Genomic DNA, 24161 nt, shown 5'->3' with positions numbered 1-24161 from the left:
GCGACTGTCCAACCGGGAATCATCACCCTGATGGGCAAAACAGGAGCGGGAGGCGCAAACCGCGCATGGAGGTACGTTTGAAAAAAGAAGTTTTAGGCGTCAGCTTTGACGACCTCACCCGGGAGGAGGCCGCCCAGGCGGGGGCCGCCCTGCTGGCGGAGGATAAGTTTCACTATGTAGTCACCCCCAACCCGGAGTTTATCCTGGCGGCGGAGAAGGACAGCGCCTTCCGTCAGGTGCTCAACGAGGCGGACCTGGTGCTGGCCGACGGCATCGGAGTGGTCTACTCGGCAAAGATCCAAGGCACCCCCCTGAAGGGCCGGGTTACCGGCATCGGCTTTGCGGAGGACATGCTGGCCGCGCTCCAGGAGCGGGGCGGGCGGCTCTATCTGCTGGGGGCCAAGCCCGGCGTGGCGGAGGAGGCCGGCCGCCGCATTGTGGAGCGGTACCCCGGCGTCACCCTGTGCGGCACCCAGGACGGCTACTTCAAGGACGAGGAGGCGGCGCTGCTGAAGGTGGCCGCCGCCCGGCCAGACCTGCTGTTCGTCTGTCTGGGGGCCCCCAAGCAGGAGAAGTGGATGGCCCGGTGGGGCAGGCACACCGGGGCCCGGATGGCCATCGGCCTGGGAGGGGCGCTGGACGTGTTCGCCGGCAAGGTGGAGCGGGCCCCGGAATCCTGGCAGAAATTGGGCCTGGAGTGGGCCTACCGGCTGAAAAAGGAACCCCAGCGGGCGGGCCGTATGGCAAAGCTGCCCCTGGTGCTGGTGAAGGCCGCAGGACGGCGGCTGAAAAAATAGGAGGAATGGATTATGGTATACGTTCTGTTAGCCCCCGGCTTTGAAGAGGCGGAGGCCCTGGTCCCCGTGGACCTGCTGCGCCGGGCCAATGTGGAAACGGCGACGGTGTCGCTCACCGGCGAACCCGTCCCCGGCAGCCACGGCATCACCGTGACCGCCGACCTTGCCATGGACCAGGTGGACCTGGACCGGGCGGAGATGGTCGTCCTGCCCGGCGGCGGTCCGGGGTACAAGAACCTGGGGGCCGATCCCCGGGTGGAGCAGCTGGTCCGGGAGGCGGTGAAGCGGGATATCTGGGTGGCCGCCATCTGCGCCGCCCCCACCCTGCTGGGAAAGTGGGGCCTGCTGGAGGGCAAACAGGCGGTCTGCTACCCCGGCATGGAGGAGGGCCTTGTCGGCGCTCGGGCCTGGAGGGACCGGGCCGTGAACGTGGTGACAGACGGCAAAATCATCACCGGGCGGGCCGCCGGCGCCGCCTTTGAGTTTGGGCTGTCCCTGATTGAGGCTCTGGCGGATGAGGAGAAGGCCGGTGACATCCGGGACAGTGTCTGCTACTGACCTGGAGAAGGGGGAGCTGCGCCGGGCCGTCCGGGCGCGGCTGTCCGCCCTGACCCCGGAGGAGCTTGTCCAAAGTGACGAGGCCCTGTTTACCCGGTTTCTGGCCCTGCCCCAGGTGGAGGAAGCGGACACCATCTTCGCCTTCTGGGGCATCCCGGGAAAGGAGCCGGATACCTCCCGCCTGATTGGGGAGCTGGTCCGCCGGGGCAAGACCGTGGGCCTGCCCCGGATGCTGCCCGACCGCCGGATGGAGGTGCGCCGGTACGACCCGGACAAGCCTCTGGTGACGGTATCCTTCGGCATCTCTGAGCCGGGGGAGGACTGCCCGCTGCTGGCGCGGGAGGAGATCGGGCTGGCGCTGGCGCCCGCCGTGTGCTACGACCGGCGGGGCTTCCGTTTGGGCTTTGGCGGCGGCTACTACGACCGCTGGCTGGAGGGTTTTTCCGGCGTGACCGTGGGCCTGTGCCGGGAGGCGGTGCTCCAGGACCGGGTCCCCACCCAGGCCCACGACGCCCGGGTGGACATCCTGCTCACCGAGGGGGAGAGCCTGTCCCTTTAAGGGACGGGAAAAGAGGGGGAGCACCCTCCCCCCGCCTTTTCCGCTGTGTAGGCGGCTCAGCCGCAGCAGTCGCAGTCGTTGTCGCAGCCGCAGTTGTTGTTGCAGCCACAGCCGTTGTTGCAGCCGCAGCCGCTGCCGCCCCAGCCCCAGCCGAACAGGATGATGATCAGGATGATGATCCACAGCGCGCTGCTGCCGCCCCAACCGTTGTTTCCACACATGATAGTTCACCTCTCTTAAAATCGCGCCGGGACGCTGTCCCCGCGTTCTGTATCATTCTATGGCTCCCTCTTGTCCCTGGTGACAGGAGGCGGGAAAATTTTGTTAGGAGCTGACCCTATGCCTCAGGATTATTACGACCCCAGGGACCGGTACGAGGAGCGGGACGCCTACGCCCCGTCCCAGCGGGAGCGCAGCGGCGCCTCCCGCAGCCGCGACCGGGAGTATGATGCTCCCCGCCGCCCGAAAAAGAAGAAGCGCCGTTCCGCCGCCCGGACCGCGTGCCTGGTGCTGCTGTACGTGGCGGCGGTGATCGGCTCATCCGTCCTTCTGGCCTGCATCGGCTGGACGGCTGCCGGCGACGTGCTGGCCCTGAACAAGCCGGAGAAGACGATCATCTTCACCGTCACGGCGGACGAGGACTTTGACAGCGTGACCAGCCGGCTGAAGGAGGAGGGGATGATTGAGTATGAGTTCCTCTTCAAGCTGTTCGCCTCCATCACCCACAAGAAGGACGCCATCGCGGCCGGAAGCTACACGCTGAATACGGATATGGACTACCGGGCCCTGCTGGCCGGTATGAGCGCCACCTCCGCCAACCGGGCAGAGGTGACGGTGGTGATCCCGGAGGGCTACAATATCGACCAGATCTTCGCCCTGTTGGAGGAGAAGGGGGTCTCCACCGTGGAGAAGCTGCGGGAGGCCGCAGCCACCCATGACTACGCCTTCTCCTTCCTCCAGGAGATTCCTCTGGGGGACTACAAGCGCCTGGAGGGCTACCTGATGCCCGCCACCTACGATTTCTACACCAACCACGACCCCGTCTATGCCATCAACAAGCTACTGGTCCACTTCGACAGCCAGGTGCGGGATGATTTCCGGGGGAAGGTGGCGGAGAGCGATTACACGCTGCGGGAGATTTTGACCATCGCCTCCCTCATCGAGCGGGAGACGACCGGCAACGACCGGACGGATATCTCCGCCGTGATCCACAACCGCCTGAAGAATCCGGACAGCGGCACCCAGGGCTACCTCCAGATCGACGCCACCCTGTTCTATATCAACGGCGGCAAGGAGCCCACCGAGGCGGACAAGTCCATCGACTCCCCATACAACACCTATATGTACAAGGGTCTGCCCCCCACCCCCATCGCCAATCCGGGCATGGAGTCCATTGTGGCCGCCATGAACCCCTCCGACAGTAAGGCCTTCTACTACGCCCTGGGCGATGACAACACCCACCACTTCTTCCGGACCTACGACCAGCAGCAAACGTTTATTAACAGCCAGGAACGGTACAAAAGCAGTTAAAAGCGGAAAGCGTCCACCGGCCATGTCCGGTGGACGCTTGTTGAGGAGAGATACTATGAACAGGATCGAGCTGCTCGCTCCGGCGGGCGATATGGAGCGCCTGCAGATGGCGGCGGCCTATGGGGCGGACGCCGTCTATCTGGCGGGGAACACCTTTGGGATGCGCTCGTTTGCCGGGAACTTTTCCCCAGAGGAGCTGAAAACGGCGGTGGCGCTGTGCCGCAGCCGGGGGGTGCGGGTCCATGTCACCTGCAACACCATGCCCCGGAACGATGAGACCGCCCGGCTGCCCCAGTGGCTGGAGTACCTGGAGGAGTTGGGGGTGGATGCGGTGATCCTGGCGGACGTGGGGGTGCTGGCCCTGGCCAAGCGTCACGCCCCCCATGTCCAGTGCCACATCTCCACCCAGGCCAGCATTGTCAACTACCAGTCCGCCCGGGCCTGGCACGATCTGGGGGCCAGCCGGGTGATCCTGGCCCGGGAGCTGTCCCTGGATGAGATCCGGGAGATCCGCGCCAAAACGCCCCCCGAGCTGGAGATCGAGGTCTTCGCCCACGGGGCCATGTGCGTCAGCTACTCGGGGCGGTGTCTGCTGTCCAACTACATGACGGGCCGGGACTCCAACCGGGGGGCCTGCGCCCAGCCCTGCCGCTACCAGTACGCCCTGATGGAGGAGAAGCGTCCCGGGGAGTATTTTCCCGTATATGAGGAGAATGGGGAAACTTACATCATGAACTCCCGGGACATGTGTATGATCGATCACGTGGCCGAGCTGATGGAGGCCGGAGTGGACTCCCTGAAGCTGGAGGGGCGGGCCAAATCGGCCTACTACGCCGCCATTGTCACCGGGGCCTACCGCCACGCCATCGACGCGGCGGCGGCTGGGGCGCCCCTGGACCCGGTCTGGCGGGACGAGGTGGAGCACATCAGCCACCGGCACTACTCCACCGGCTTCTTCTACGGCCCGCCGGGGCAGTTTACCGAAAACGCCCGGTACGTCCGGGACTGGCAGATTGTGGCCAAGGTGACGTCCTGCGACGGGGAGGGCAATGCCATTCTCACCTTGAACAACAAATTTTCAGTGGGCGATGAGCTGGAGCTGGTAGGGCCTGACGTCCGGCCCCAGGCCCTGACCGTGGAGGCCCTGTGGGACGGGGACGGCCTCCCCCTGGAGGAGGTCCGCCGCCCCCAGATGGTCTTTTGCATGAAGCTGCCCTGTCAGGTTCCGCCTCTGTCCCTGCTGAGAAGAAAGGCGGACCTGTCTCCCTGAACATGAAACGCGCGCCCCATATGGGGCGCGCGTTTTGGTTCAGTACCGCCGTACCACGGCCACCACCCTGCCGATGATCTCGGCGTAGGTGCCGTCGATGGGTTCGTAGTCCGGGTTTTCCGGGAGCAGCCAGACCTGGCCGTCCCTGCGCTGGTAGGTCTTAACGGTGGCCTCGTCCTCAAAAAGGGCCACCACGATCTCGCCGTTGCGGGCCTCCTGCTGGCGGTGGACTACCACCAGATCGCCGGGCAGGATGCCGGCGTTGAGCATGGACTCCCCCCGGACCTTCAAGGCGAAGTGCTCGCCGGACAGGCCCTGGGTGTCAAAGGTGAGGTAGTCCTCCACGCACTCCTGGGCCAGGATGGGGGAGCCGGCGGCCACATTGCCCACGATGGGCACCTGGTTGGCGCGGGGATCGGTCTCCTCCGGGACCAGGCCCACGGAGACGCCGGGCAGAGAGATGGCCCTGGTCTTGCCCTCCGCCTTGATGATGACGCCGGCCTCCTCCAGCCCCTTCATGTGAAAGTGGACGGTGGAGGGGGATTTTAAGCTCACAGCGGCTCCGATCTCCCGCACGGAGGGGGGGTAGCCGTGTTCGTTGGTGAAGGAGAGGATAAAATCGTAGATCTCCTGCTGCTTCCGGGTCAATTTGGCCATAATAACGGCTCCTTTCGGTTGGGGCGTCCCCCATTGAAGACCATAAAGAGGATAATGTGATTATAGCACAAATTTTCCGGCCTGTCAAACAAATGTTTCATAGAATTTTGGACAAACAACACTCCATCGCGGAGCATTCCGGCCGTCAGTCCAGCAGCGTGGTCCAGTGTTCGGCGTGGTGGGCCTCGAAGCACAGCCGGATCTGTTCCTCGGTGGTTTTTCCGGTGGCCAGAGGAGGCAGCTCGTCCAGGGAAAAGTAGCGGCTGTCCAGCGTTTCCAGGTTGGGCTGGAAGGAGCCGCCGGTCCGGTCGCACAGCACCAGTACCTTGCAGACTCCATAGGGACTCATAGGCCGGTTGCGCCTGTGCTGGTCCTGGAGGGCGATCACCCGCCTGACCGTGACGTCCAGTCCGGCCTCCTCCTTGACCTCCTTCACGGCGTTCTCCCCCACGGTGATATCCACATCCGACCACCCTCCGGGGAGGGCCCAGAGGCCGTCGCTCTCCTGGACCAGGAGGATCTTCTCCCCCTGGAAGACGGCGGCCCTGGTATCCAGCTTGGGAGTCTGGTAGCCGGACTCGCCGCAGAACAGGTCCTTCACCTCCTCCAGGGGGAGGCCGGTGTGCTGTGCCATAATTTCCGCAGAAATCTCCCGGATGCGTGCGTAACGCTCCAGGTCGAATTTGTCATGGCCGTATTCCAGTCCGGCCTGGGCCAGGGCCTGAAGCTCCACCGCCCAGTCCAGCCACTGCGGTCTCGATTCCATAGGCGTTCCTCCTTACAGCGGCGGCATATCGGGCTGGTCCATCGCGTCGGAGGCGGCCAGGAGCCGGGCGTCGTAAAAGCCGGCCCGGGCGGTCTCCCGGTAGGGAATCAGCCACAGAGACACCGGGACCGTCACCAGGGTGCTTAAAATGACCACGGGCGCGGAGTAGATGAGGTCGATGGCCTGGTTCAGCAGGGCGTCGTCCAGGAACAGGTTGGTGGTGAGCAGTCCGGCCTGGCTGAGGAAGAGGAGGATGACGCCCTTGGACAGCACGAAGTTGATGGCTTCCCAGCCCAGGAAGGAGAACTCCAGCTTGAACAGCTCCCACTTCCAGCCCCGCATCAGAGAGGAGCTGCGAAAGATGGGGGCGGTGGGGCCGTCGTCCGGGCGGTCGGCCAGCAGGTAAGGGGCCAGGGCAAAGCGCAGGTTGAAGAAGATGATGGTGGCGATCAGCCCCACGGCCAGGATCAGGAGGCTCAGCATTCCGATCCCGGACCCGGCGTCCATCAGGAGCAGAAAAAATACCGGGATAGATAGGACAAAGGCCACCACAAAGTACCAGCCCAGCACCCGGACGTAGATGCCCAGCTCCATCAGGATGACCCGTCCGGCGACGGAAAAGCCCTGCATCAGGGAGTTGACGTCAGGGTCCAGCTGGCGGTAGGTCCACAGCGCCCACAAGCACAGGCCAAAGCGCACCACGGTGGTGTAAAAGGTGAGCAGCAGCTGGAAGAAGAGGCTGAGGTCAAAGACCAGCCCCGCTCCTCCGCTGGGGACAGGGATGAGGCTGACCAGCCAGGACACGCCGGTCGTCATGGCCAGATAGGCCAGGGCCACGATCCAGAATTTGGGGTCGGTGAGGGCGATGCGCTCCCGGGACTGGCGCTTGAGTTCAACGCGGTCTATTCCCATAGAAGTGTCTCCAATCTTGGTGATGTCAGGGGATGGAACCATTATATGCTAAAAAAACGGCGGGGGCAAGCCCCCGCCGCGGAAAATACGAAATTACTCCCATTTCTCCATAAGCTGCCGGATCTGGTCGGCCAGCTTGGCCAGGTCCTTGTTGGACCGGCCCCGGCTGCGGCTGACCAGCTCGGCCAGGTCGTGGGACACGTTCTGCAGCCGCAGATAGGCGGAGGAGGGGGCGGCGGCGGAGCCCACCGTCTTCTTGACCTCCAGAACCACGCCCTTGGCCAGCATGCAGTTTGTGGTCAGGTCGTAGACCTCCTCGTAGAGGGGGGCGTGGGCGGGGATGCCCCGCTGGTTCAGGTCGTTGGCGAACAGCTCGGTGACCTCCCGGTCCCCGTGGACCACGAAGACCTGCTGGGGCCGGGGGGAGAAGTGCTCCACCCATTCCAAAAGGTGGTCCCGGTCGGCGTGGGAGGACAGGCCCTTGAAGTTGACGATCTTGGCCCGGACGGAGATGTCCTCACCGAAGAGCTTTACCGAGCGGGCGCCCTCCAGCAGATGGCGGCCCAGGGTGCCCTCCCCCTGATAGCCCACGAAGACCACGGCGCACTCAGGCCGCCACAGGTTGTGCTTCAGGTGGTGGCGGATGCGGCCCGCGTCGCACATGCCGGAGGCGGAGATGATGATTTTTGGAGTCTTGTCGTCGTTCAGCGCCCGGGACTCCTCGGTGGAATGGGTGAGGGTCAGGCCGGGGAAGGTGAACAGGTTCTCGCCCCCCTGGACCACGGCGATGGCGTCGTCGTCCAGGTAGCCGTTCAGATTGCCGGAGTAGATTTTGGTGGCCTCAGTGGCCAGAGGGGAGTCCACATAGACCTTGAAGGAGGGCAGAGACTGGACCAGGCCGTCCCGCTTGATTTCTCGGAGGTAGTACAGGAGCTCCTGGGTGCGGCCCACGGCGAAGGAGGGGATGACGATGTTGCCCCCCTTGGAGAAGACCTCGTCGATCAGCGCGGCCAGCGCGCCGGTGTAGCTCTCCGGCGGCTCGTGGTTCCGGTCGCCGTAGGTGGACTCCATAATCACGTAGTCGGCGCTGTCCACGAAGGAGGGGTCTCGAATGATGGGCTGGGCCTCGTTGCCCAGGTCGCCGGAGAAGACGATCTTTTTGGTGACGCCGTTCTCGGTGGCCCAGACCTCCAGAATGGAGGAACCCAGCAGGTGGCCCGCGTCGCTGAAGCGGACCTTAACCCCTTCGCACAGGTCGAACAGCCAGCCGTACTCCACCGTCTCCAGCATGTGGATGGCCTCCTCGGCGTCCATCAGGGTGTACAGCGGCTCCACCGGGGGCAGGCCGGCGCGCTTGCCCTTCTGGTTCTGCCAGTTGGCGTCCCCCTCCTGAATGTGGGCGGAGTCCCGCAGCATGACGGACAGCAGCTGAGCCGTCAGGCCAGTGGTGAGGATGCGGCCGTTGAAGCCCTCCTTGACCAGAAGGGGCAGACGGCCCGAGTGGTCGATATGGGCGTGGGTGACCAGGACATAGTCGATGTAATTGGGGGAGAAGTCCAGAATGTTGCCGTCGTGCTCGTCCTTGCCCTGCTGCAGGCCGCAGTCGACGAGGATCTTTTTGCCGTTGACCTCCAGGCAGTGGCAGCTGCCGGTGACCGCGTGGGCGGCGCCGAAAAATGTCAGTTTCATGAAACAGCCTCCTTATGTATGTGGACACCTTGTTTTTCTTGTCTCTATTGTACACCATCATCCCGGGAAATGCTATAGGAAATTGTGATTTTTTACAAAATAGTCATAAAGCCCATCCCCCGTCCCATAGGATAGAGGGAAAGGGGGAAGCGCTATGGCATTTGTGGACGACCGGGCCCGTCCCGAGATGGCCCACCACATCATCCTGGAGGAGCGGGAGCAGCTGTCTATCTCCGGCGTGGAGGAGGTGGAGAGCTTTGACGAGAACACCATCCTTCTCATCACCGCCCAGGGGGCGCTGGAGATCCAGGGGGAGGGGCTGCACATCGAAAAGCTTTCGCTGGACGGGGGCGACCTGCGGGTGGAGGGCCGGGTGAACGCTCTGCTCTATGAGATGGACGGCGGCCGCCGGGGCGGCGGGCTGCTCGCCCGGCTGCTGGGCGGATGACCGTTGATGTGGCCCAGCAGGGCCGGGCGCTGTGCCAGGCTCTGTTGCTGGGGGGCGCCATGGGGGTGGTGTACGACCTGTTCCGCATCCTGCGGGTGCGGGTGAAGGTCAGGCTTCTGGGGCCGCTGCTGGACCTGCTGTTCTGGCTGGCGGCCACCGCCGCTCTGTTCGTCTGGTCCCAGAGCGCCTGGGGCGGGCAGGTCCGGCTGTACGGCGCGGCCTTCTGCCTGGCGGGCGGAGCCCTCTATTTCTGGGCGCTGAGCCCGTTTTTCCTGCGGCTGGGGTACCTGGGAGCCGATTTGGCGGCCGCTCTTTTGGGCATTTTGACCTTTCCGCTGGGGGCGGCAGAGGCGCTTCTGAAAAAAATCAGAAAAATTGTAAAAAATGTCTTCCTTTCCTGGACGAAATGGTATAGAATAAGGGCCACAACAGAGCGGTTGGATGCTGCGGCCCGCCGCCGCACCCTTCGGGAGAGAGGAGAGAACGTCCATGACCTTCAAACGAGCCGGTTTTCTGACCAAGATCGTCGTGCTGGCACTGCTGATCTACATGGCCATCTCTCTGCTGGATCTGAGGAAAAAGATCCAGGACGTTCAGCTTCTGCGGGACGATCTGTCCCGGCAGGTGACCGACCAGCGTTTGGAAAACAAAAAGCTGGAAGACGCCATCGCAAACAGCGACGACCCTGAGATGCTGGAGCAGGTGGCCCGGGACCGGGGCTATGTGGAGGAGAACGAAACTCTGTTTATCGACGTGGCCAACTGACTGGCCGCGCCATACCCAGCGCGTGTGTTGTAAATTTTACAAGGGAGGATCTGGCCTTCAATGGAGTTAGCGGTAGGGGCCATCGTGGATGGCAAGGTGACAGGCATCACAAAGTTCGGAGCCTTTGTGGCTCTGCCGGAGGGGAAATCCGGTCTGGTCCATATTTCGGAGATTGCCTATTCCTATGTGAATGAGGTGAGCGACCACCTGCACGAGGGGCAGGAGGTCAAGGTGAAGATCATTGGCATCGACCAGGTCAAACGGATCAATCTGTCCATCAAGCAGGTGGAGCCCCCGCCCCAGCGCGCTCCCCGGCAGGGCGGCGGGTCCCGGCAGGGCGGCGGAGGCCGTCCCCCCCGTCAAGGCGGAGGGGGTTCCCGTCCCATGGGCTTTGTTCACCAGGCCCCCAAGGAGCCCACCGACTTTGAGGACCGGCTGAAGCAGTTTATGCAGTCCTCCGACAGCAAGCTGTCCGAATTGCGCTATATCGAGAAGAAGGGCGGCAACCGCCGGGGCGGCGGGCGCCGGTAAGCATTGATAAGGGGGGCCGTCTGCGGACGGCCCCTGTTTGATTTTTTGTGTGAGGTGACCGACATGGATTGCATGATTCGCAAGTGGAGGATTTCGGACCGGGAGCGTCTGGCCGAGATGCTCAACAACCCCAAGGTGCTGGACAACCTGCGGGACGGCCTGCCCTATCCCTACACCCCAGCGGACGGGGAGGAGTACATCCGCTCCATGCTGGCGGCGGACGAAACAAAGACCTTCGCCTTCGCCATCACCGTGGACGACGCGGTGATCGGCAGCATCGGCGTGTTCCGAGGGGAAAATATCCACTCCCGTACTGCCGAGCTGGGCTACTACATCGGCGAGCCCTACTGGGGGAAGGGATACGCTGCCAGCGCGGTGAAGCAGGTCTGTCAGTATGTGTTTGCGAATACCGACATCCTCCGGATCTTTGCCGAGCCCTTCGCTTATAACGCAGCTTCCCGCCGGGTGCTGGAGAAGGCGGGCTTTCAGCTGGAGGGGACCCTGCGCAGCAATGCGGTGAAACATGGGACGGTGCTGGACATGACCATGTACGCCCTGGTGCGGGAATAAAAAAGACGCCCCGTTCGGGGCGCCCATGTGCGGGGAGAGACTCGCACAAAGCATATTGGTCGAGCTGGGACGAGTCTACCATAATTTACCAGACAAGTCAATGGGAAGTTTTGTCGTTTTTTGGGAAGGAGCAAAGCATGCCAACTTGGAGCGGTACAAGAAAAAAGCTGGAAACGGACTATCTCTGTCCCGCCCTGCGGGGGAGGGTGCGGTACTTCGCTACCACCTACAGCAAGTGCCCCGACCATGAGGGCCGGGCGGCTATCCTGGTGGACGGGGTGGAGGTGCTGAAGAGCAGCTACTACGAATTTGCCCCCGCCTATTGGAAGCTCCAGAGCGAGCTGAGAAAGTTGGAAGAGACCGACTGGCGGGAGGCCGCTTTCAAGGCCGGCCAGACCATCTTGGAGGATGGTCTGTTCGACCAGCGGGACTTCTACGCCGCCTTTCAGGAGTTCGACAACCAGAGCATGGAGACCAGCCTATCCAGTGAAAACCCCATCGTCCGAATCTTTGCCCTGCTGGACCGCCGGCTGGGCAAACGGCGTCTGGCCGCCCTGGAAGAGACCATGGAGAACGAGCTGGACTGGGTGCGCCCCTTCTACCTCCTGCGCATAGAGGCGGAGGGGCTGAACTTGCAGAAGGAGAAAGAGGTATGCTGATTATCAACGGCACCGTCCACACCATGGACGGCCCGGTTATGGAACACGGCTACGTAGCGGTTGCGGGAAGCAAAATTGCGGGGGTTGGCCCCATGTCGGAGCGCCCCGCAAATTGGGAAGGGGAGGTCATCGATGCGGAAGGGGGGCATATTTGTCCCGGCTTCATCGACGCCCACTGCCACCTGGGGATGTTTGGCGACGCGGTCGGCTTTGAGAGCGACGACGGCAACGAGGAAACCGACCCCTGTACGCCTCAGCTGAGGGCCATCGACGCCATCAATCCCCTGGACCGCTGCTTTTCCGAGGCCCGTGCGGCAGGGGTGACCACCGTCCTCACCGGCCCCGGCTCGGCCAACCCCATTGCCGGGCAGTTCGCCGCCGTCAAAACCGACGGCCGCTGGGTGGACGGCATGATCGTCTGCGCTCCCGTGTCCATGAAGCTGGCCCTGGGGGAGAACCCCAAGCAGGTCTACCATCACCGGGACGAGACCCCGGTCACCCGCATGGCCACCGCCGCCATCATCCGGGAGAACCTGCGCAAGGCGGTGGAGTACGGCGAAAAGCTGGACAAGGCTGCCCGGGACGAGGAGACCGATCCGCCCGATTACGACGCCAAGCTGGAGGCGCTCCTTCCCGTGGTCCGCGGGGAGCTGCCTGTCCACATCCACGCCCACCGGGCGGACGATATTGCCACTGGGGTGCGCATCGCGAAGGAATTTGACTTGAAGTGCGTCATCGTCCACGGCACCGAGAGCCATCTCATCCCGGAGCTGCTGGCGCAGGAAGACATCCCGGTCATCACTGGTCCCGCCCTGGGGGATCGCTGCAAGCCGGAGCTGGCCAACATGAGCCTGGAAACCCCCGCCGTCCTCTGCCGGACGGGGGTGCCCTTCGCCATCTGCACCGACCACCCGGAGGTGCCCGTCCAGTATTTGCCCCTGTGCGCCGCCCTGGCCGTGAAGGGCGGACTGGACGGGGAGACCGCCCTGGCCGCCATCACCATCAACGCCGCCCGGATCGCCGGGCTGGACGGGGCGCTGGGCTCCCTCACCCCCGGCAAAGAGGCCGACCTGGTGGTCACCAGCCGCCATCCCCTGGAGCTGCTGGGCCGGGTGAAGGCGGTCTTCATCGGCGGGGGAAGAGTTTAGAAAAATTTAACAAAAACCATTGGACTTTCTGCCGTTCTGTGGTATAATAAGGCCAACCGGAGGGAGGGAGCCTCCAGCCGGCGTATACCAGCCCTCTGGGCGAAAGGAGCGACTGCAATGAAATTTGTATTTACGGACAAAAAGGTGACCCTGCCCGACTCCGTGCATAAGTACGCGGAGAAAAAGGTGGGCAAGCTGGACCGTTTCTTTAAGGAGGACGCCACCGCCGCCATCACATTCAGTGTGGAGAAGGAGCGGAACAACAAGGTGGAGATCACCATCCGCTCCAGCGGCACCATCTTCCGGGTGTCGGAGAGCACCTCTGATATGCACGCCTCCATCGACGCCGCCGTCACCACCCTGGAGCGGCAGATCCGGAAAAACAAGACCCGCCTGGAGAAGCGGCTGCGCCAGGGCGCCTTCGAGCGGGCGGTGGAGGCCGAGGTGTCCACCTTCGCCCCCGAGGAGCCGGAGGAGGGCGAGTACCGCATCGTCCGCAGCAAGACCTTCCCCCTCAAGCCCATGACCAGGGACGAGGCCATTTTGCAGATGAACCTGGTGGGCCACGGCTTCTTCGCCTTCCGGGATGAGGAGGCCGGCGGAGCCTTCGCTGTGGTCTACCGCCGCAACGACGGGGACTACGGTCTGATCGAGGATGAGCAGTAAATGACATGATTGGCCCGCCCCCTGGGCGGGCCATTTTTCAGGAAAACAAGGAGGCGGACGCGATGAGTCGGGAACGCGTGTTATCCCTGCTGCGGGAGCGGCAGGGGGAGTATCTGTCCGGGGAGGCCATGAGCAGGACCCTGGGCATCAGCCGGGCCGGGGTGTGGAAGGCCATCGAGGGCCTGCGGCAGGAGGGTTACACCATCGCCTCCGCCCCCAACCGGGGCTACTGTCTGGAGGACGCCCCCGACCGCCTGCGGGTAGGGGAGCTGTTCGGCCTGCTGTCTGATGCGAAGATCGGCTCCCAGCTGGCCTGCCTGGACGAGATCGATTCCACCAACACCGAGTGCAAGCGCCGGGCCATGGACGGGGCCCCCGAGGGCCTTGTGGTCACCGCAGAGGAGCAGACCGGGGGCCGGGGCCGCCGGGGCCGGAGGTTCCAGTCCCCCCGGGGGAAGGGGCTGTATCTGTCCGCCCTGTTCCGCCCGGACCTGGAGCCCGCCCGGGTCACCGATTTCACCGCCTGGGTGGCGGTGGCGGTGTGCGACGGCATTGAGGCTTGCTGCGGCGTCCGCCCCCAGATCAAGTGGACCAACGATATCGTGATGGGCGGCAAAAAGCTGGTGGGTATCCTGACCGAGCTGGGCATCGAGAGCGAGACAAACGCCCTGGACTATCTGGTGACCGGCATTGGCGTCAACGTCAACCAGGAGCGGGAGGACTTTCTGCCTGAGATTCAGGATATGGCCGTCTCCCTGTCACAGATCCTGGGCCGGCCGGTGCGCCGGGCGGAGCTGGCCGCTCAGATCATTCTGGCTCTGGACCGGATGTATGCCGCCTACCCGGAGGACCGGGCGGAGTATTTGGAAAAATACCGGGCGGACTGCGTCACCACCGGCCATCAGGTCCAGCTCATCACCCCCACCGCCCGCCGTCAGGCCTTTGCCCTGGAGATCGACAGCGACTTCAACCTGGTGGTGGAGCTGTACAACGGGAAGCGGGAGACCGTCTCCGCCGGGGAGGTGTCGGTGCGGGGGATGTATGGGTATGTGTGATGGAAGGGGTTCCGGTTTTGCCGGTCCCGTTTTATCCCGGTTCTGTTTTATCCCCGAAGGGGATAGGCAAGGGTAGAACCCTTGCCCTACAGGCGGCTGTGGCAGCATTCAACCGCTGTGGGTTGATCTGGCACGGCCTCATCCGTCAGCGGCTTCGCCGCTGCCACCTTCCCCTGAAGGGGAAGGCTTGCCCTGCGGGGGAGGGCTTACCCTGCGGGGGAGGGCTTACCCTGTGGGGGAGGGCTTGCCCTGCGGGGGAGGGCTTACCTTGCGGGGGAGGGCTTACCTTGCGGGGGAGGGCTTACCCTGCGGGGGAGGGCTTACCCTGTGGGGGAGGGCGGGAGAGCTATTCAGGGAAGAACAAGGAGAGGGGGCGACCCTCTCCTTGTATCATGTCAGTTTGCTTTCCAGCCAGGCCAGCAGGTCCTGGAAGACCTCCTGGCGGTTGGTCTCGTTGAACATTTCGTGGCGGCCGCCGGGGTAGAGCTTTACGGTGACGTCCCTGCACCCCGCGGCACGGAACATCCCCGCCACCTTCCGCACTCCCCTGCCCATGGAGCCCACCGGGTCGTGGTCGCCGGAGAGGAAATAGACCGGGGTCCCCTTTGCCATTTTGGACAGGTTGTTCCGGTCGGCGATGAATTGCAGGCCGCCCATCATGTCCCGGAACATGGCCGCTGTGATCAGAAAGCCGCACAGCGGGTCAGCCAGGTAGGCGTCCACCGCCGCCTCGTCCCGGCTGAGCCAGTCGGAGGTGGTGCGGTTGGGCTTGAAGGCCCGGTTGTAGCTGCCAAAGGGCAGGTCGTTTAACCGCTTGCTCACATGGTCGGGGCCCCGGAGCTTGCAGAGGACTTCGGCCAGGGCCTTGCCGGAGGCCACGGCGGCGGCGAACTCCTGGCCCGTGCCCGACAGGACGGCGGCGTCCACCGTGCCCGGCCAGCGGATCAGATAGGTGCGGGTGAGGAAGGAGCCCATGGAGTGGCCCAGGATCACATAGGGCAGGGAGGGGTGTTTTTCCCCCTCCAGCTCCCGCAGGCGGCGGACATCCCGGGCCACCAGGTCCCAGCCGTTTTTGGGGCCGAAATAGCCGAACTTGCCCCCGGCGGTGAGACCGTGGCCGAGGTGGTCCTCGCCGCACACCACGTAGCCGTGGGCGGCCAGGAAGCGGGCCGCCTGGTCGTAGCGGCCGATGTGTTCCGCTACGCCGTGGACAAGCTGCACCACCCCGCGGGGGGCGCCCTCGGGCACCCACTCCCGGGCGTGGACGGAATGGATTCCGTCGGAGGAAGGATAGGAAAGGTCGAAGGTCTGGATCATAGCGCACCTCGTTTTCTTGTGTGAGTTTGGGTAGGGACGCATCGTGATGCGTCCCTGCATGATGCGTGCCCTGTACAAGTACAGTTTACCCCGTGTGGTAGGGGAAAGTCAAGCCATCTGCTCCAGCAGGGAGCGGATGGTCCCGGCGTGGAACGCCCCCTCCTGGGCCAGCTCCTGGTAGAGCTCCTTCAGGCAGGGGTCGGCGGTGGACTGGGCGGCCTGGCGGTTGGCCTGCTCCCACCGCTGCTCCCAGAGGAACTGCTGGCGCAGGGCCAGGGGCAGGGAGGCGGGCTGCTTGACCGCCTCGCATTTGGGGGTATACCGCTGGCCGGTGATGAGGAAGTAGGCGGCGGACAGGCGCTTGAAGGCGGAGCGGTGGTCGCAGGCCAGGGCGGACAGGGTCTTGGCGCAGGTCCCGCTGGCCCGGCGGGCCATGGCCCGTCCGGCGGCGGCCCCGGACCGGGCCAGGACCATCAGCTCCTGCAGCCGCTGGCTGTCCCCCTGGGAGGCCTCCCCCAGACAGAAGGCGGGGGCTTCAGGGGTGGACGGCGTGCCGGGGACGCTGGGACACTCGGGACAGGAGGGGCACTCCGGGCACTCGGGACATTGGCTCTCCTGGGGGCAGTCGGGCACCGGGGACAGATCGGGAGCGGGAGGCTGTTCCTCCGCGGGAGGCTGTTCGGTGACCGGGGGGATTTCCTCCGGCGGCTGGGTGGGCTCGGCGGGGACGGCGGTATCAGGGATGGATGTATTTTCCCGGGCGGCGGCCTGCTCCGGCATCACCCGGTCCCACACCCGCTGAAAGGCGGCAGGGTCGATGTTCTGTCCGGCCAGGGCGGGCTGGTCAACTTTCAGTTCCATGGTCAAAACTCCTTTGCTTGAGAAAATGGGGAACCGTCCCATCCTATGCCGCCGGAGCCGGTTTGGCCTTGACGGGGCGGAAAAATATGGCGCAATGTCCGGGAGCGGGAGAGGGAAAGAATTGATTTTCCGTCGTTTTTCCGGCGATTTGGGCTTGACATCCCTGCAAGTCCATGGTAGGATAATTGCAATTTCATAGCGGATAGAGGCGCGGCGCTCATGCGTACCGGGGGACAAGGCCAGGCAGCCGTCCCAGGGGAGAGGGTGCGCCGCCGAAGGTCAAACGGCCTGCCTGAGCTGTTTTTCCTGGGCCGCGGGAGAATATCTTGCGGACTGTCACGAGAGTGGAGCGCTATCCAGAGGTCCCTTGGCTCATGCCGGGGACGTCCGGTTTTGCCGTGGGGCGCGTTCTGCGCACCCGCGGTTTTGTTTTGCGCGGACGGGGGAATGTGTGCCCCCAAATCAAATCAGGAGGGAATTTTTTATGAGAACCAGAAGAAACTGGGCTATGCGGAGCGTCGTGCTTGTGATGCTGCTCCTGACCATGGTCTGCACCGCCTTCGCGGCGTCGGAGGACCCCACCGAGCTGGCCGGCACCAAATACATTGAGTGCCCCGACTGCGGGACCCTGGGCATCGTCCTGTCCGAGGACGGCGAGGCCGTCCCCTGCGGCGCCTGCGCCGACAGCGGGTATGTGGGCTATATCCAGTCCCCCAGCAAGTTTTATAACACCCCCGTCTCCCTGCTGCCCCCCATCATCGCCATCGCCCTGGCCCTGATCACCAAGGAGGTCTACTCCTCCCTGTTCATCGGCATCCTGATGGGCGGCCTGCTCTACTCCAACTTCTCCTTTGAGGGCACTGTGCTCCACGCCTTTAACGACGGCATCGTGGCTTCCCTGTCCGACGCATACAACGTGGGCATCCTGATCTTCCTGGTCATCCTGGGCACCATGGTCTGCCTGATGAACAAGGCGGGAGGCTCCGCCGCCTTCGGCCGTTGGGCCAAGCAGAACATCAAGTCTCGGGCCGGGGTCCAGCTGGCCACCGTTCTGCTGGGCTGCCTGATCTTTATTGATGACTATTTCAACTGTCTCACCGTGGGCAGCGTTATGCGCCCCGTTACGGACAAGCAGAATGTGTCCCGGGCTAAGCTGGCCTACCTCATCGACGCCACTGCCGCTCCCATCTGCATCATCGCTCCCATCTCCTCCTGGGCTGCCGCCGTGGCCTCCTTCGCTGAGGACGGCCAGGGCCTGAACCTGTTCATTCGGGCCATCCCCTACAACTTCTACGCCCTTCTCACCGTTGTTATGATGGTGGGCATGGTGGTGCTGAACGTGGAGTTCGGCCCCATGGCCCGCTACGAGAAGAACGCCATCGAGAACGGCGATCTCTTCTCCGGCTCCAACCCCTACGCTATGCTGGACGACGAGGTGGACGAGTCTAAGGGCACCGTGCTGGATCTGGTGCTGCCCATCCTTGTGCTGGTGGTGGCCTGCGTCATCGGCATGATTTACTCCGGCGGCTTCTTCGACGGGGCCGACTTCGTCACCGCTTTCTCCGACTCCGACGCCTCGGTGGGCCTGATGCTGGGCTCCGCCTTCGGCCTGCTGTTCGCCTTTGTCTACTACTTCATCCGCCGGGCCATGACCTTCAAGGAGATGATGGGCTGTATCCCCGAGGGCTTTAAGGCTATGGTCCCTGCCATCCTGATCCTCACCTTTGCCTGGTCCCTGAAGGGCATGACCGATTCCCTGGGCGCCAAGTTCTTTGTCCGGGACTTCGTCCGCTCCGCCTCCGGCATTCAGGTGCTGCTGCCGGTCATCGTGTTTGTGGTGGGCTGCCTGCTGGCCTTCGCCACCGGCACCAGCTGGGGCACCTTCGGCATCCTGATTCCCATTGTCCAGAGCGTGTTCGACATGAGCAACCCCATGGCCATCATCTGCATCTCTGCCTGTATGGCCGGCGCCGTCTGCGGCGACCACTGCTCCCCCATTTCCGACACCACCATCATGGCCTCCGCCGGAGCCCAGTGCGACCACGTGAACCACGTGTCCACCCAGCTGCCCTACGCCATCTCCTGTGCGGTAATCTCGGGGATCACCTACCTGACCGCCGGTCTGCTGGTGACGGCGGGCCTGCCCGGCATCGTCTCTCTGCCCATCGGTATTGTGCTGATGCTTGTGTTCCTGTTTGTGGCAAAGGGCCGGAAGGCTGCCTGAATCAAACAACGCGGCCGTCCCGGATGGGACGGCCGCGTTTCCTTATTCCTGCGGCTTCACATAGCCGAGTTTGACCTCCGGATTTCGGGCGGCAATGTGGTCCAGACAGGTCTGGCCTTCGGCCTTGTCAGGGATATGCCACCGGCGCTCCCGGCCGTCGGTGCAGTCCATCACCAGGTAAAACTGGTCAAAGTTGGCGGCGCCGCAGCACATTCGGGCCTTGACCTCCTCCTGCCGCAGCCAGGCCCGGACAATCTGGCGGTAGGGAAGATAGGCAGTCCCGGAGAATTTGCGATAGAAGACGCACTGCTCCCCCAGCCGCACCTGGCCGAGGGCTTGCGCCTGGGCGCAGTCCTGCTCCAGCTCCTCGTCGGACAGCAAAGCGTCAAAAACTTCCGGCTTGAATTTCATGGGGACCGCCTCCTCTGTGTTCCCCATTGTAGCACGAAGGGAGCGCTGATGCAAGCAATTCCTGTTAAGAAAAGGGCCGGAAAAAAGCGGACAGCCCCCTTGACAAAGCCGGGAAGGGCTGATATACTACTAGGGCCGCATTGAGTGGGTACACAAGCGGGGCAGCCCCGCCCACAAGAGCGAGTCCGTCATAAAGGAGTTGAATACTATGCAGGCAATCATCGTGACCGGCGGTAAGCAGTACAAGGTGGCGGAGGGCGACACTCTGTTCATCGAGAAGCTGGAGGCCGAGGCTGGTCAGGCTATCACCTTCGACCAGGTTCTGGCTGTGCTGGACGGCGACAAGGCCACCTTCGGCGCTCCCACCGTGGAGGGCGCTTCTGTGGCCGCCACCGTGGTCAAGAACGGCAAGGGCAAGAAGATCCGCATCTTCAAGTACACCCCCAAGAAGGGCTATCGCAAGCGCCAGGGCCACCGTCAGCCCTACACCAAGGTGGAGATCGGCGCCATCAAAGCCTGATGACTACCGTGACCTTTCATTCCGAGGGCAGCCGCCTTACCGGCTTTGACATACAGGGCCACAGCGGCTACGCCCCCCAGGGGGAGGACATCGTCTGCGCCGCCCTCACCAGCGCCGTTCGGCTCACCGAGTGCGCCGTCAACGACGTGCTGGGGCTGGAGGCTTCGGTGAAGGTGCGGGACAAGGACACGTCCATCTCCCTAAAGCTCCCCAAGGCCCTGGACCCGGACAGCGAGAGCGTCTGCCAGACCCTTCTGGCCGCCCTGCTGGTCCACTGCGTTCAGCTGGCCGAGGAGTACCCTGAAAATATTACCGTCTTGGAGGTGTAAGAGATGCTGAATATCGGTTTACAGTTTTTCGCCCATAAAAAGGGCGTGGGCTCCACCCGCAACGGCCGCGATTCCAAGGCCAAGCGGCTGGGCGTGAAGCGGGGCGACGGTCAGTTCGTGCTGGCCGGCAACATCCTGGTCCGCCAGCGGGGCACCCATATCCACCCCGGCGTCAACGTGGGCAAGGGCAGCGACGATACTCTGTTCGCTATGAAGTCCGGCCGCGTGAAGTTCGAGCGCCTGGGCAAGGACCGCAAGCAGGTCTCCATTGTGGAAGAGGCCGCCGCGGAGTAACAGCTAAAAGCCGCAAACGGGTGCCGTTTGCGGCTTTTTCTTAAAGTTCCGGTTTACTTTGGCGTCATTGTTCTCTCTGTAAATGGCATAAAAACAGCGGCATGGAAGGTTATAAATATTTAACACTCTGTAATTGACAAGCCATATATGAAGTGATATATTTATAACGCCCGCGAAGTTAAAAATATGTCACATGGAGGAATGAGACATGAAGTCCAAAGTTACCTTAAAGGAAATGGTAGGAACAAAAATCATTTACGCAACGCTTCTGGTCTGCTACTACTGGATGTGGGCCAGGCGGGACTGGCATCATTACTATGAGACCATTCAAAATACAGTTGTCATATTTACCATTGTATTTTTTGCGCTGCGGGCTAACCGTATTTATAAGTACAGCAAGGAAGAAAAGGACGAGCTGGCAATTCAAAATTTGCGCAGAACGGACGCGGTCGGACTGAAGATCATGATAGCCGCCGCCGTTGTCATTGCCTTTGCCTGCGCCGTCAGAGCCATAGATGGGCCGGCGGCGGGCTATGCGCTGGTTGGGATGATATTGGTATTGGCTGTGGTACGGTTTATCATATTTTGTGTGATGGACAGCAGGGGAGTTTGATGTGATCCCCGGGCCGTGATCCGATGCATCCTGTTCTGCGTGCCGGACAGTAAGGGAGTCTGACATGGCCCTGAAAACGAAGGTCAAGGAATATCGGGAGAAAGCGGGCTTAAAACAAAGCGAATTGGCAGAATTGGTGCACGCAAGGCGTGAAACCATAGTTCATTTGGAAAACGGAAGGTATAACCCGTCGCTGAAGCTGGCCATGGATATTGCCAAGGTGTTTCATGTGACGGTGGAGGAGCTGTTTGCATTTACAGAGGACTGAGGAGGAAGGTGTTTCTGTGGATATCCGTGAAAAGCAGCACAGCGGGATGCTCTATCTTCCCGGGGACCCGGAACTCCAGCGGGAGCAGCTCCAGTGTCTGGACAGGTTGTTTGAATACAATCAGGTCAAGCCGTCGGAGCTGGAGCGGAAAGCCGCCCTGCTCAAGGAGATGTTCGCCGAGGTGGGGGAGAACTGCTGCATCGAGCTTCCCTTCCACGCCAATTGGGGCGGAAAGCACGTCCATTTCGGGAAGAATATCTACGCCAACTTCAACCTCACCCTGGTGGACGACACCCACATCTATGTGGGGGATTACACCCAGTTTGGTCCCAACGTGGTGCTGGCCACAGCGGGCCACCCCATCGACCCGGAGCTGCGGGAGCAGATGTACCAGTACAACGCCCCCATCCGCATCGGACGCAACTGCTGGCTGGGGGCCAACGTAGTGGTGGTCCCTGGCGTGACCATCGGGGATAACGTGGTGGTGGGCGCGGGGAGCGTGGTCACCCGCGACTTGCCCGACAATGTGGTGGCTGTGGGCAACCCCTGCCGGATCTTGCGGGAGGTAAACGACCACGACCGGGCATACTACTTCAAGAACCAGAGAATCGAGGACTGCGAGCTATGAAAACGGCCATTGTTTACTACTCCGCCCACCATGGCAACACCAAAAAGCTGGTGGAGGCCGTCGCCCAGGGACGGGATGTCACCCTCATCGACGCCCTAGCCGTCAAAACGGCTGACCTGAGCGGCTATGAGCTGATCGGCTTCGCTTCGGGCATCTATTTCGGCAAGTTCCACCAGAGCGTGCTGGAGTTCGCCAAAAACAACCTGCCGGAGGACAAAAAGGTGTTTTTCCTGTCCACCTACGGCGGGAGCAGCAATACCAGGGCCATTGAGGAGGCAGTCAAGGCCAAATCGGCCCAGATTGTGGGCCGGTTCGGCTGTAAGGGCTACGACACCTTCGGCCCCTTCAAGCTGGTGGGCGGCATCGCCAAGGGCCGCCCGGACGAGGCCGACCTGAAAAATGCCTGTGACTTTTTTGATGGACTGCAATAAAAGGGAGGAGCAAATGGAAAACTGGCTGTATGTCATGTTCATTGAGAAAACCAAATCCTACAACAAGCTGACCAAGGCCGCTGTGGAGCGGCATGTGGCCAACCTGAAGCGTCTGGACGAGCAGGGGCATATCGAGCTGGCCGGCGTGTTCAAGGGCTACCCCGGTGTGGCCGGAATGTATATCCTCAAGGCGGAGAGTTACGAGGCGGCGGAGGAGTTGTGCAAACAGGAACCTCTGGTTACAGAGGGCTTTGCCACCTACAAACTGAAAGCCCTCCAGCCTGCAAATAAGGAAAATAACTATCTGCTCTAACAGGAAAAGTTTCTTTTCGGTTCCTTTTCTTTTCAAAGAAAAGGAACAAAGAGGAAAGGAGGTGCCCGGGATGGCAGCGCCCTTTGTAGATACCGCGAAAATCACCGTCCGCTCCGGGAACGGGGGAAACGGCGTGGTGTCCTTCCACCGGGAGAAGTATGTGGCCAACGGCGGCCCCGACGGAGGCGACGGAGGCCGGGGCGGGGACATCGTGGTGGAGATCAACGACCACCTGTCCACCCTGATGGATTTTCGCTACAAGCGCAAGTACACGGCGGGCAGCGGAGCCGACGGCGCGGGCAAGAAGTGCACCGGCCGGGACGGGGAGGACCTGGTCATCCGGGTGCCCCGGGGCACCGTCATCCGGGACGCGGAAACCGGAGAGATCATCCAGGACATGTCCCAGACCGACCGGTTTGTGCTGTGCCGGGGGGGCCGGGGAGGCTGGGGCAACCAGCACTTCGCCACCCCTACCCGTCAGGTGCCCCGGTTCGCCAAGGCGGGCCTGCCGGGCGAGAGCCGGGACGTGGTCCTGGAGCTGAAGCTGCTGGCCGATGTGGGGCTGGTGGGCTTCCCCAACGTGGGCAAGTCCACCCTGCTCTCCGTGGTCAGCCGGGCCCAGCCCAAGATTGCCAACTACCACTTTACCACCCTTTTCCCCAACCTGGGGGTCGTCTATGTAGACGAGGGCGTCTCCTTCGTCATGGCGGACATCCCCGGCATCATCGAAGGGGCGGCGGAAGGGGCCGGTCTGGGCCACGACTTTCTGCGGCACATCGACCGCTGCCGCCTGCTCATCCATGTGGTGGACGTGTCCGGCTCGGAGGGGCGGGACCCGGTGGCCGATTTTGAGGCCATCAACGCCGAGCTGGCCCAGTACTCCCCGGAGCTGGCCTCCCGGAGGATGATCGTGGCGGCCAACAAGGTGGACATCATGGAGGACCCCGCTCTGCTGGACAAGCTGCGGGCCCATGTGGAGGGCCTGGGGCTGGAGCTGTTTGAGCTGTCCGCCGCCGCCCACCAGGGCACCCGGGAGCTGGTGCAGAGGGCCGCGGCTGAGCTGGCCCAGCTGCCTCCGGTGGCGGTCTACGAGCCCACCTATGTGGAGCGTCCCCCCGAGGTGGACACCAGCGGGGAGGTCCAGATTGAGGAGTTCGACGGCACCTGGGTCATCGACGCTCCCTGGCTCCAGCGGCTCATCGCCAACGTCAATTTTGGCGACTACGAGTCCCGGAACTGGTTTGACCAGAAGCTGCGCCAGTCGGGGCTGTTCGACAAGCTGGAGGCTATGGGCATCAAGGACGGGGATATCGTCTCCCTGTACGATTTGGAGTTTGAATATCAGAGGTAAAAGAGGGCCGGCGGCCCTCTT

The 24161-nt window shown here is 62.8% G+C and carries 31 protein-coding genes, 1 pseudogene and 1 riboswitch; of the genes and pseudogenes, 24 read left to right on the top strand and 8 right to left on the bottom strand.

Annotation, left to right across the window (positions count from 1 at the left end; all coding sequences use genetic code 11):
* Nucleotides 1-77 precede the first annotated feature (77 nt).
* Genes VV088_RS12305 through VV088_RS12295 form a run of 3 tightly spaced genes read left to right on the top strand, consistent with a single transcriptional unit; the run spans nucleotide 78 to nucleotide 1914 of the window.
* Nucleotides 78-797, top strand: coding sequence for a WecB/TagA/CpsF family glycosyltransferase (locus VV088_RS12305; RefSeq protein WP_334601009.1), 720 nt, complete (start codon nucleotides 78-80; stop codon nucleotides 795-797).
* Nucleotides 798-809: 12 nt separating this feature from the next.
* Nucleotides 810-1355 (top strand): DJ-1 family glyoxalase III, encoded by a 546-nt coding sequence (locus tag VV088_RS12300; protein ID WP_334601008.1) that lies wholly within the window; start codon nucleotides 810-812, stop codon nucleotides 1353-1355.
* On the top strand, nucleotides 1327-1914 hold the full coding sequence (locus tag VV088_RS12295; RefSeq protein WP_334601007.1) for a 5-formyltetrahydrofolate cyclo-ligase: 588 nt from the start codon (nucleotides 1327-1329) through the stop codon (nucleotides 1912-1914). The genes VV088_RS12300 and VV088_RS12295 overlap by 29 nt, the downstream gene beginning before the upstream one ends.
* 56 nt (nucleotides 1915-1970) lie before the next feature.
* On the opposite strand, the gene VV088_RS12290 is transcribed toward VV088_RS12295, so the two are convergent.
* The gene (locus VV088_RS12290; RefSeq protein WP_334601006.1) at nucleotides 1971-2135 is read right to left on the bottom strand and encodes a hypothetical protein; all 165 of its coding nucleotides are present in this window, start codon (nucleotides 2133-2135) and stop codon (nucleotides 1971-1973) included.
* A 118-nt stretch (nucleotides 2136-2253) separates the two neighbouring features.
* On the opposite strand from VV088_RS12290, the gene mltG reads away from it, so the two are divergent.
* Both mltG and VV088_RS12280 read left to right on the top strand, forming a co-directional pair.
* Nucleotides 2254-3444: an endolytic transglycosylase MltG gene (gene mltG, locus VV088_RS12285; protein WP_334601005.1), complete on the top strand. Its 1191-nt coding sequence runs from the start codon at nucleotides 2254-2256 to the stop codon at nucleotides 3442-3444.
* A 55-nt stretch (nucleotides 3445-3499) separates the two neighbouring features.
* Nucleotides 3500-4714 carry a peptidase U32 family protein gene (locus VV088_RS12280; protein ID WP_334601004.1) on the top strand — a complete coding sequence of 405 codons (1215 nt, stop codon included), beginning with the start codon at nucleotides 3500-3502 and terminating at the stop codon, nucleotides 4712-4714.
* Between the two features lie 39 nt (nucleotides 4715-4753).
* Here the strand turns inward: VV088_RS12280 and lexA are convergent, their stop codons facing one another.
* From lexA to VV088_RS12260, 4 genes are all read right to left on the bottom strand, one after another.
* Nucleotides 4754-5371, bottom strand: coding sequence for a transcriptional repressor LexA (lexA, locus tag VV088_RS12275; RefSeq protein ID WP_334601003.1), 618 nt, complete (start codon nucleotides 5369-5371; stop codon nucleotides 4754-4756).
* A gap of 145 nt (nucleotides 5372-5516) precedes the next feature.
* Nucleotides 5517-6137, bottom strand: a complete 621-nt coding sequence (locus VV088_RS12270) for an NUDIX hydrolase (RefSeq protein ID WP_334601002.1) — start codon at nucleotides 6135-6137, stop codon at nucleotides 5517-5519.
* Between the two features lie 12 nt (nucleotides 6138-6149).
* Entirely contained in the window at nucleotides 6150-7049 is a 900-nt protein-coding gene (locus tag VV088_RS12265) for a DUF975 family protein (RefSeq protein ID WP_334601001.1), read from the bottom strand.
* Nucleotides 7050-7142: 93 nt separating this feature from the next.
* Complete coding sequence (locus VV088_RS12260; RefSeq protein ID WP_334601000.1) at nucleotides 7143-8738, bottom strand: MBL fold metallo-hydrolase; 1596 nt, start codon at nucleotides 8736-8738, stop codon at nucleotides 7143-7145.
* 154 nt (nucleotides 8739-8892) lie between these two features.
* On the opposite strand from VV088_RS12260, the gene yabP reads away from it, so the two are divergent.
* The 9 genes and pseudogenes from yabP (at nucleotide 8893) to VV088_RS12220 (ending at nucleotide 14580) form a co-directional block, all read left to right on the top strand.
* Nucleotides 8893-9186 (top strand): sporulation protein YabP, encoded by a 294-nt coding sequence (gene yabP / locus VV088_RS12255; protein WP_334600999.1) that lies wholly within the window; start codon nucleotides 8893-8895, stop codon nucleotides 9184-9186.
* Nucleotides 9183-9443, top strand: a pseudogene (gene yabQ / locus VV088_RS22795) (spore cortex biosynthesis protein YabQ); the annotation flags it as partial. The gene yabP and the pseudogene yabQ, both read left to right, overlap by 4 nt.
* 232 nt (nucleotides 9444-9675) lie before the next feature.
* Nucleotides 9676-9951, top strand: coding sequence for an FtsB family cell division protein (locus VV088_RS12250; protein WP_334600998.1), 276 nt, complete (start codon nucleotides 9676-9678; stop codon nucleotides 9949-9951).
* A 60-nt stretch (nucleotides 9952-10011) separates the two neighbouring features.
* On the top strand, nucleotides 10012-10482 hold the full coding sequence (locus VV088_RS12245; RefSeq protein ID WP_334600997.1) for a S1 RNA-binding domain-containing protein: 471 nt from the start codon (nucleotides 10012-10014) through the stop codon (nucleotides 10480-10482).
* A gap of 63 nt (nucleotides 10483-10545) precedes the next feature.
* Nucleotides 10546-11052: a GNAT family N-acetyltransferase gene (locus tag VV088_RS12240; RefSeq protein ID WP_334600996.1), complete on the top strand. Its 507-nt coding sequence runs from the start codon at nucleotides 10546-10548 to the stop codon at nucleotides 11050-11052.
* Between the two features lie 137 nt (nucleotides 11053-11189).
* Entirely contained in the window at nucleotides 11190-11711 is a 522-nt protein-coding gene (locus tag VV088_RS12235) for an SF0329 family protein (protein ID WP_334600995.1), read from the top strand.
* A complete protein-coding gene (locus tag VV088_RS12230) occupies nucleotides 11705-12859 on the top strand; it encodes an amidohydrolase (RefSeq protein ID WP_334600994.1) in 1155 nt (384 codons plus the stop codon). The genes VV088_RS12235 and VV088_RS12230 overlap by 7 nt, the downstream gene beginning before the upstream one ends.
* A 117-nt stretch (nucleotides 12860-12976) precedes the next feature.
* Entirely contained in the window at nucleotides 12977-13525 is a 549-nt protein-coding gene (hpf, locus tag VV088_RS12225) for a ribosome hibernation-promoting factor, HPF/YfiA family (protein WP_334600993.1), read from the top strand.
* A gap of 62 nt (nucleotides 13526-13587) precedes the next feature.
* Nucleotides 13588-14580, top strand: coding sequence for a biotin--[acetyl-CoA-carboxylase] ligase (locus VV088_RS12220; protein ID WP_334600992.1), 993 nt, complete (start codon nucleotides 13588-13590; stop codon nucleotides 14578-14580).
* 390 nt (nucleotides 14581-14970) lie between these two features.
* On the opposite strand, the gene VV088_RS12215 is transcribed toward VV088_RS12220, so the two are convergent.
* Together VV088_RS12215 and VV088_RS12210 are read right to left on the bottom strand one after the other, a co-directional pair.
* Nucleotides 14971-15897, bottom strand: a complete 927-nt coding sequence (locus VV088_RS12215; RefSeq protein WP_334600991.1) for an alpha/beta hydrolase — start codon at nucleotides 15895-15897, stop codon at nucleotides 14971-14973.
* 108 nt (nucleotides 15898-16005) lie between these two features.
* Nucleotides 16006-16758, bottom strand: a complete 753-nt coding sequence (locus VV088_RS12210; RefSeq protein ID WP_334600990.1) for a hypothetical protein — start codon at nucleotides 16756-16758, stop codon at nucleotides 16006-16008.
* A 195-nt stretch (nucleotides 16759-16953) separates the two neighbouring features.
* A riboswitch (Lysine riboswitch) is annotated at nucleotides 16954-17121 on the top strand.
* A gap of 121 nt (nucleotides 17122-17242) precedes the next feature.
* Between VV088_RS12210 and VV088_RS12205 the strand changes: the two genes are divergently transcribed.
* Nucleotides 17243-18982: a Na+/H+ antiporter NhaC family protein gene (locus VV088_RS12205; protein WP_334600989.1), complete on the top strand. Its 1740-nt coding sequence runs from the start codon at nucleotides 17243-17245 to the stop codon at nucleotides 18980-18982.
* 42 nt (nucleotides 18983-19024) lie between these two features.
* Here VV088_RS12205 and VV088_RS12200 read toward each other — a convergent pair whose 3' ends face one another.
* Nucleotides 19025-19393, bottom strand: coding sequence for a DUF6709 family protein (locus VV088_RS12200; RefSeq protein WP_334600988.1), 369 nt, complete (start codon nucleotides 19391-19393; stop codon nucleotides 19025-19027).
* Between the two features lie 208 nt (nucleotides 19394-19601).
* On the opposite strand from VV088_RS12200, the gene rplU reads away from it, so the two are divergent.
* The 9 genes from rplU (at nucleotide 19602) to obgE (ending at nucleotide 24140) form a co-directional block, all read left to right on the top strand.
* Nucleotides 19602-19913: a 50S ribosomal protein L21 gene (rplU, locus tag VV088_RS12195; RefSeq protein WP_251318293.1), complete on the top strand. Its 312-nt coding sequence runs from the start codon at nucleotides 19602-19604 to the stop codon at nucleotides 19911-19913.
* Nucleotides 19913-20242 (top strand): ribosomal-processing cysteine protease Prp, encoded by a 330-nt coding sequence (locus VV088_RS12190; protein WP_334600987.1) that lies wholly within the window; start codon nucleotides 19913-19915, stop codon nucleotides 20240-20242. The genes rplU and VV088_RS12190 overlap by 1 nt, the downstream gene beginning before the upstream one ends.
* 3 nt (nucleotides 20243-20245) lie before the next feature.
* Nucleotides 20246-20536 (top strand): 50S ribosomal protein L27, encoded by a 291-nt coding sequence (gene rpmA, locus VV088_RS12185; RefSeq protein WP_023347861.1) that lies wholly within the window; start codon nucleotides 20246-20248, stop codon nucleotides 20534-20536.
* A 208-nt stretch (nucleotides 20537-20744) separates the two neighbouring features.
* Nucleotides 20745-21149, top strand: coding sequence for a hypothetical protein (locus tag VV088_RS12180; RefSeq protein ID WP_334600986.1), 405 nt, complete (start codon nucleotides 20745-20747; stop codon nucleotides 21147-21149).
* Nucleotides 21150-21213: 64 nt separating this feature from the next.
* The gene (locus tag VV088_RS12175) at nucleotides 21214-21417 is read left to right on the top strand and encodes a helix-turn-helix transcriptional regulator (RefSeq protein WP_334600985.1); all 204 of its coding nucleotides are present in this window, start codon (nucleotides 21214-21216) and stop codon (nucleotides 21415-21417) included.
* A gap of 16 nt (nucleotides 21418-21433) precedes the next feature.
* Complete coding sequence (locus VV088_RS12170; RefSeq protein ID WP_334600984.1) at nucleotides 21434-22045, top strand: sugar O-acetyltransferase; 612 nt, start codon at nucleotides 21434-21436, stop codon at nucleotides 22043-22045.
* On the top strand, nucleotides 22042-22476 hold the full coding sequence (locus VV088_RS12165; RefSeq protein ID WP_334600983.1) for a flavodoxin family protein: 435 nt from the start codon (nucleotides 22042-22044) through the stop codon (nucleotides 22474-22476). The genes VV088_RS12170 and VV088_RS12165 overlap by 4 nt, the downstream gene beginning before the upstream one ends.
* A 13-nt stretch (nucleotides 22477-22489) precedes the next feature.
* Nucleotides 22490-22789 (top strand): YciI family protein, encoded by a 300-nt coding sequence (locus VV088_RS12160; RefSeq protein WP_334600982.1) that lies wholly within the window; start codon nucleotides 22490-22492, stop codon nucleotides 22787-22789.
* A 70-nt stretch (nucleotides 22790-22859) separates the two neighbouring features.
* Nucleotides 22860-24140 (top strand): GTPase ObgE, encoded by a 1281-nt coding sequence (obgE, locus tag VV088_RS12155; protein WP_334600981.1) that lies wholly within the window; start codon nucleotides 22860-22862, stop codon nucleotides 24138-24140.
* Nucleotides 24141-24161: the final 21 nt, after the last annotated feature.

It is taken from the genome of Lawsonibacter sp. JLR.KK007 (genome assembly GCF_036941135.1).
In the GTDB taxonomy this organism is placed as follows: domain Bacteria; phylum Bacillota; class Clostridia; order Oscillospirales; family Oscillospiraceae; genus Lawsonibacter.
The sequence above is the reverse complement of the archived record's forward strand: the minus strand, read 5'-3'. Positions and strand labels throughout refer to the sequence as shown.

Coding starts and splice junctions, on each gene's coding strand:
- VV088_RS12280 (WP_334601004.1), top strand. CDS start 3,500: ATGAACAGGATCGAGCTGCTCGCTCCGGCGGGCGATATGGAGCGCCTG.
- VV088_RS12235 (WP_334600995.1), top strand. CDS start 11,190: ATGCCAACTTGGAGCGGTACAAGAAAAAAGCTGGAAACGGACTATCTC.
- VV088_RS12205 (WP_334600989.1), top strand. CDS start 17,243: ATGAGAACCAGAAGAAACTGGGCTATGCGGAGCGTCGTGCTTGTGATG.
- VV088_RS12265 (WP_334601001.1), bottom strand. CDS start 7,049: ATGGGAATAGACCGCGTTGAACTCAAGCGCCAGTCCCGGGAGCGCATC.
- VV088_RS12160 (WP_334600982.1), top strand. CDS start 22,490: ATGGAAAACTGGCTGTATGTCATGTTCATTGAGAAAACCAAATCCTAC.
- VV088_RS12165 (WP_334600983.1), top strand. CDS start 22,042: ATGAAAACGGCCATTGTTTACTACTCCGCCCACCATGGCAACACCAAA.
- VV088_RS12210 (WP_334600990.1), bottom strand. CDS start 16,758: ATGGAACTGAAAGTTGACCAGCCCGCCCTGGCCGGACAGAACATCGAC.
- VV088_RS12215 (WP_334600991.1), bottom strand. CDS start 15,897: ATGATCCAGACCTTCGACCTTTCCTATCCTTCCTCCGACGGAATCCAT.
- mltG (WP_334601005.1), top strand. CDS start 2,254: ATGCCTCAGGATTATTACGACCCCAGGGACCGGTACGAGGAGCGGGAC.
- yabP (WP_334600999.1), top strand. CDS start 8,893: ATGGCATTTGTGGACGACCGGGCCCGTCCCGAGATGGCCCACCACATC.
- obgE (WP_334600981.1), top strand. CDS start 22,860: ATGGCAGCGCCCTTTGTAGATACCGCGAAAATCACCGTCCGCTCCGGG.
- VV088_RS12220 (WP_334600992.1), top strand. CDS start 13,588: ATGAGTCGGGAACGCGTGTTATCCCTGCTGCGGGAGCGGCAGGGGGAG.
- VV088_RS12270 (WP_334601002.1), bottom strand. CDS start 6,137: ATGGAATCGAGACCGCAGTGGCTGGACTGGGCGGTGGAGCTTCAGGCC.
- VV088_RS12245 (WP_334600997.1), top strand. CDS start 10,012: ATGGAGTTAGCGGTAGGGGCCATCGTGGATGGCAAGGTGACAGGCATC.
- VV088_RS12175 (WP_334600985.1), top strand. CDS start 21,214: ATGGCCCTGAAAACGAAGGTCAAGGAATATCGGGAGAAAGCGGGCTTA.
- VV088_RS12190 (WP_334600987.1), top strand. CDS start 19,913: ATGACTACCGTGACCTTTCATTCCGAGGGCAGCCGCCTTACCGGCTTT.
- rpmA (WP_023347861.1), top strand. CDS start 20,246: ATGCTGAATATCGGTTTACAGTTTTTCGCCCATAAAAAGGGCGTGGGC.
- hpf (WP_334600993.1), top strand. CDS start 12,977: ATGAAATTTGTATTTACGGACAAAAAGGTGACCCTGCCCGACTCCGTG.
- VV088_RS12200 (WP_334600988.1), bottom strand. CDS start 19,393: ATGAAATTCAAGCCGGAAGTTTTTGACGCTTTGCTGTCCGACGAGGAG.
- rplU (WP_251318293.1), top strand. CDS start 19,602: ATGCAGGCAATCATCGTGACCGGCGGTAAGCAGTACAAGGTGGCGGAG.
- VV088_RS12250 (WP_334600998.1), top strand. CDS start 9,676: ATGACCTTCAAACGAGCCGGTTTTCTGACCAAGATCGTCGTGCTGGCA.
- lexA (WP_334601003.1), bottom strand. CDS start 5,371: ATGGCCAAATTGACCCGGAAGCAGCAGGAGATCTACGATTTTATCCTC.
- VV088_RS12180 (WP_334600986.1), top strand. CDS start 20,745: ATGAAGTCCAAAGTTACCTTAAAGGAAATGGTAGGAACAAAAATCATT.
- VV088_RS12230 (WP_334600994.1), top strand. CDS start 11,705: ATGCTGATTATCAACGGCACCGTCCACACCATGGACGGCCCGGTTATG.
- VV088_RS12240 (WP_334600996.1), top strand. CDS start 10,546: ATGGATTGCATGATTCGCAAGTGGAGGATTTCGGACCGGGAGCGTCTG.
- VV088_RS12290 (WP_334601006.1), bottom strand. CDS start 2,135: ATGTGTGGAAACAACGGTTGGGGCGGCAGCAGCGCGCTGTGGATCATC.
- VV088_RS12260 (WP_334601000.1), bottom strand. CDS start 8,738: ATGAAACTGACATTTTTCGGCGCCGCCCACGCGGTCACCGGCAGCTGC.
- VV088_RS12300 (WP_334601008.1), top strand. CDS start 810: ATGGTATACGTTCTGTTAGCCCCCGGCTTTGAAGAGGCGGAGGCCCTG.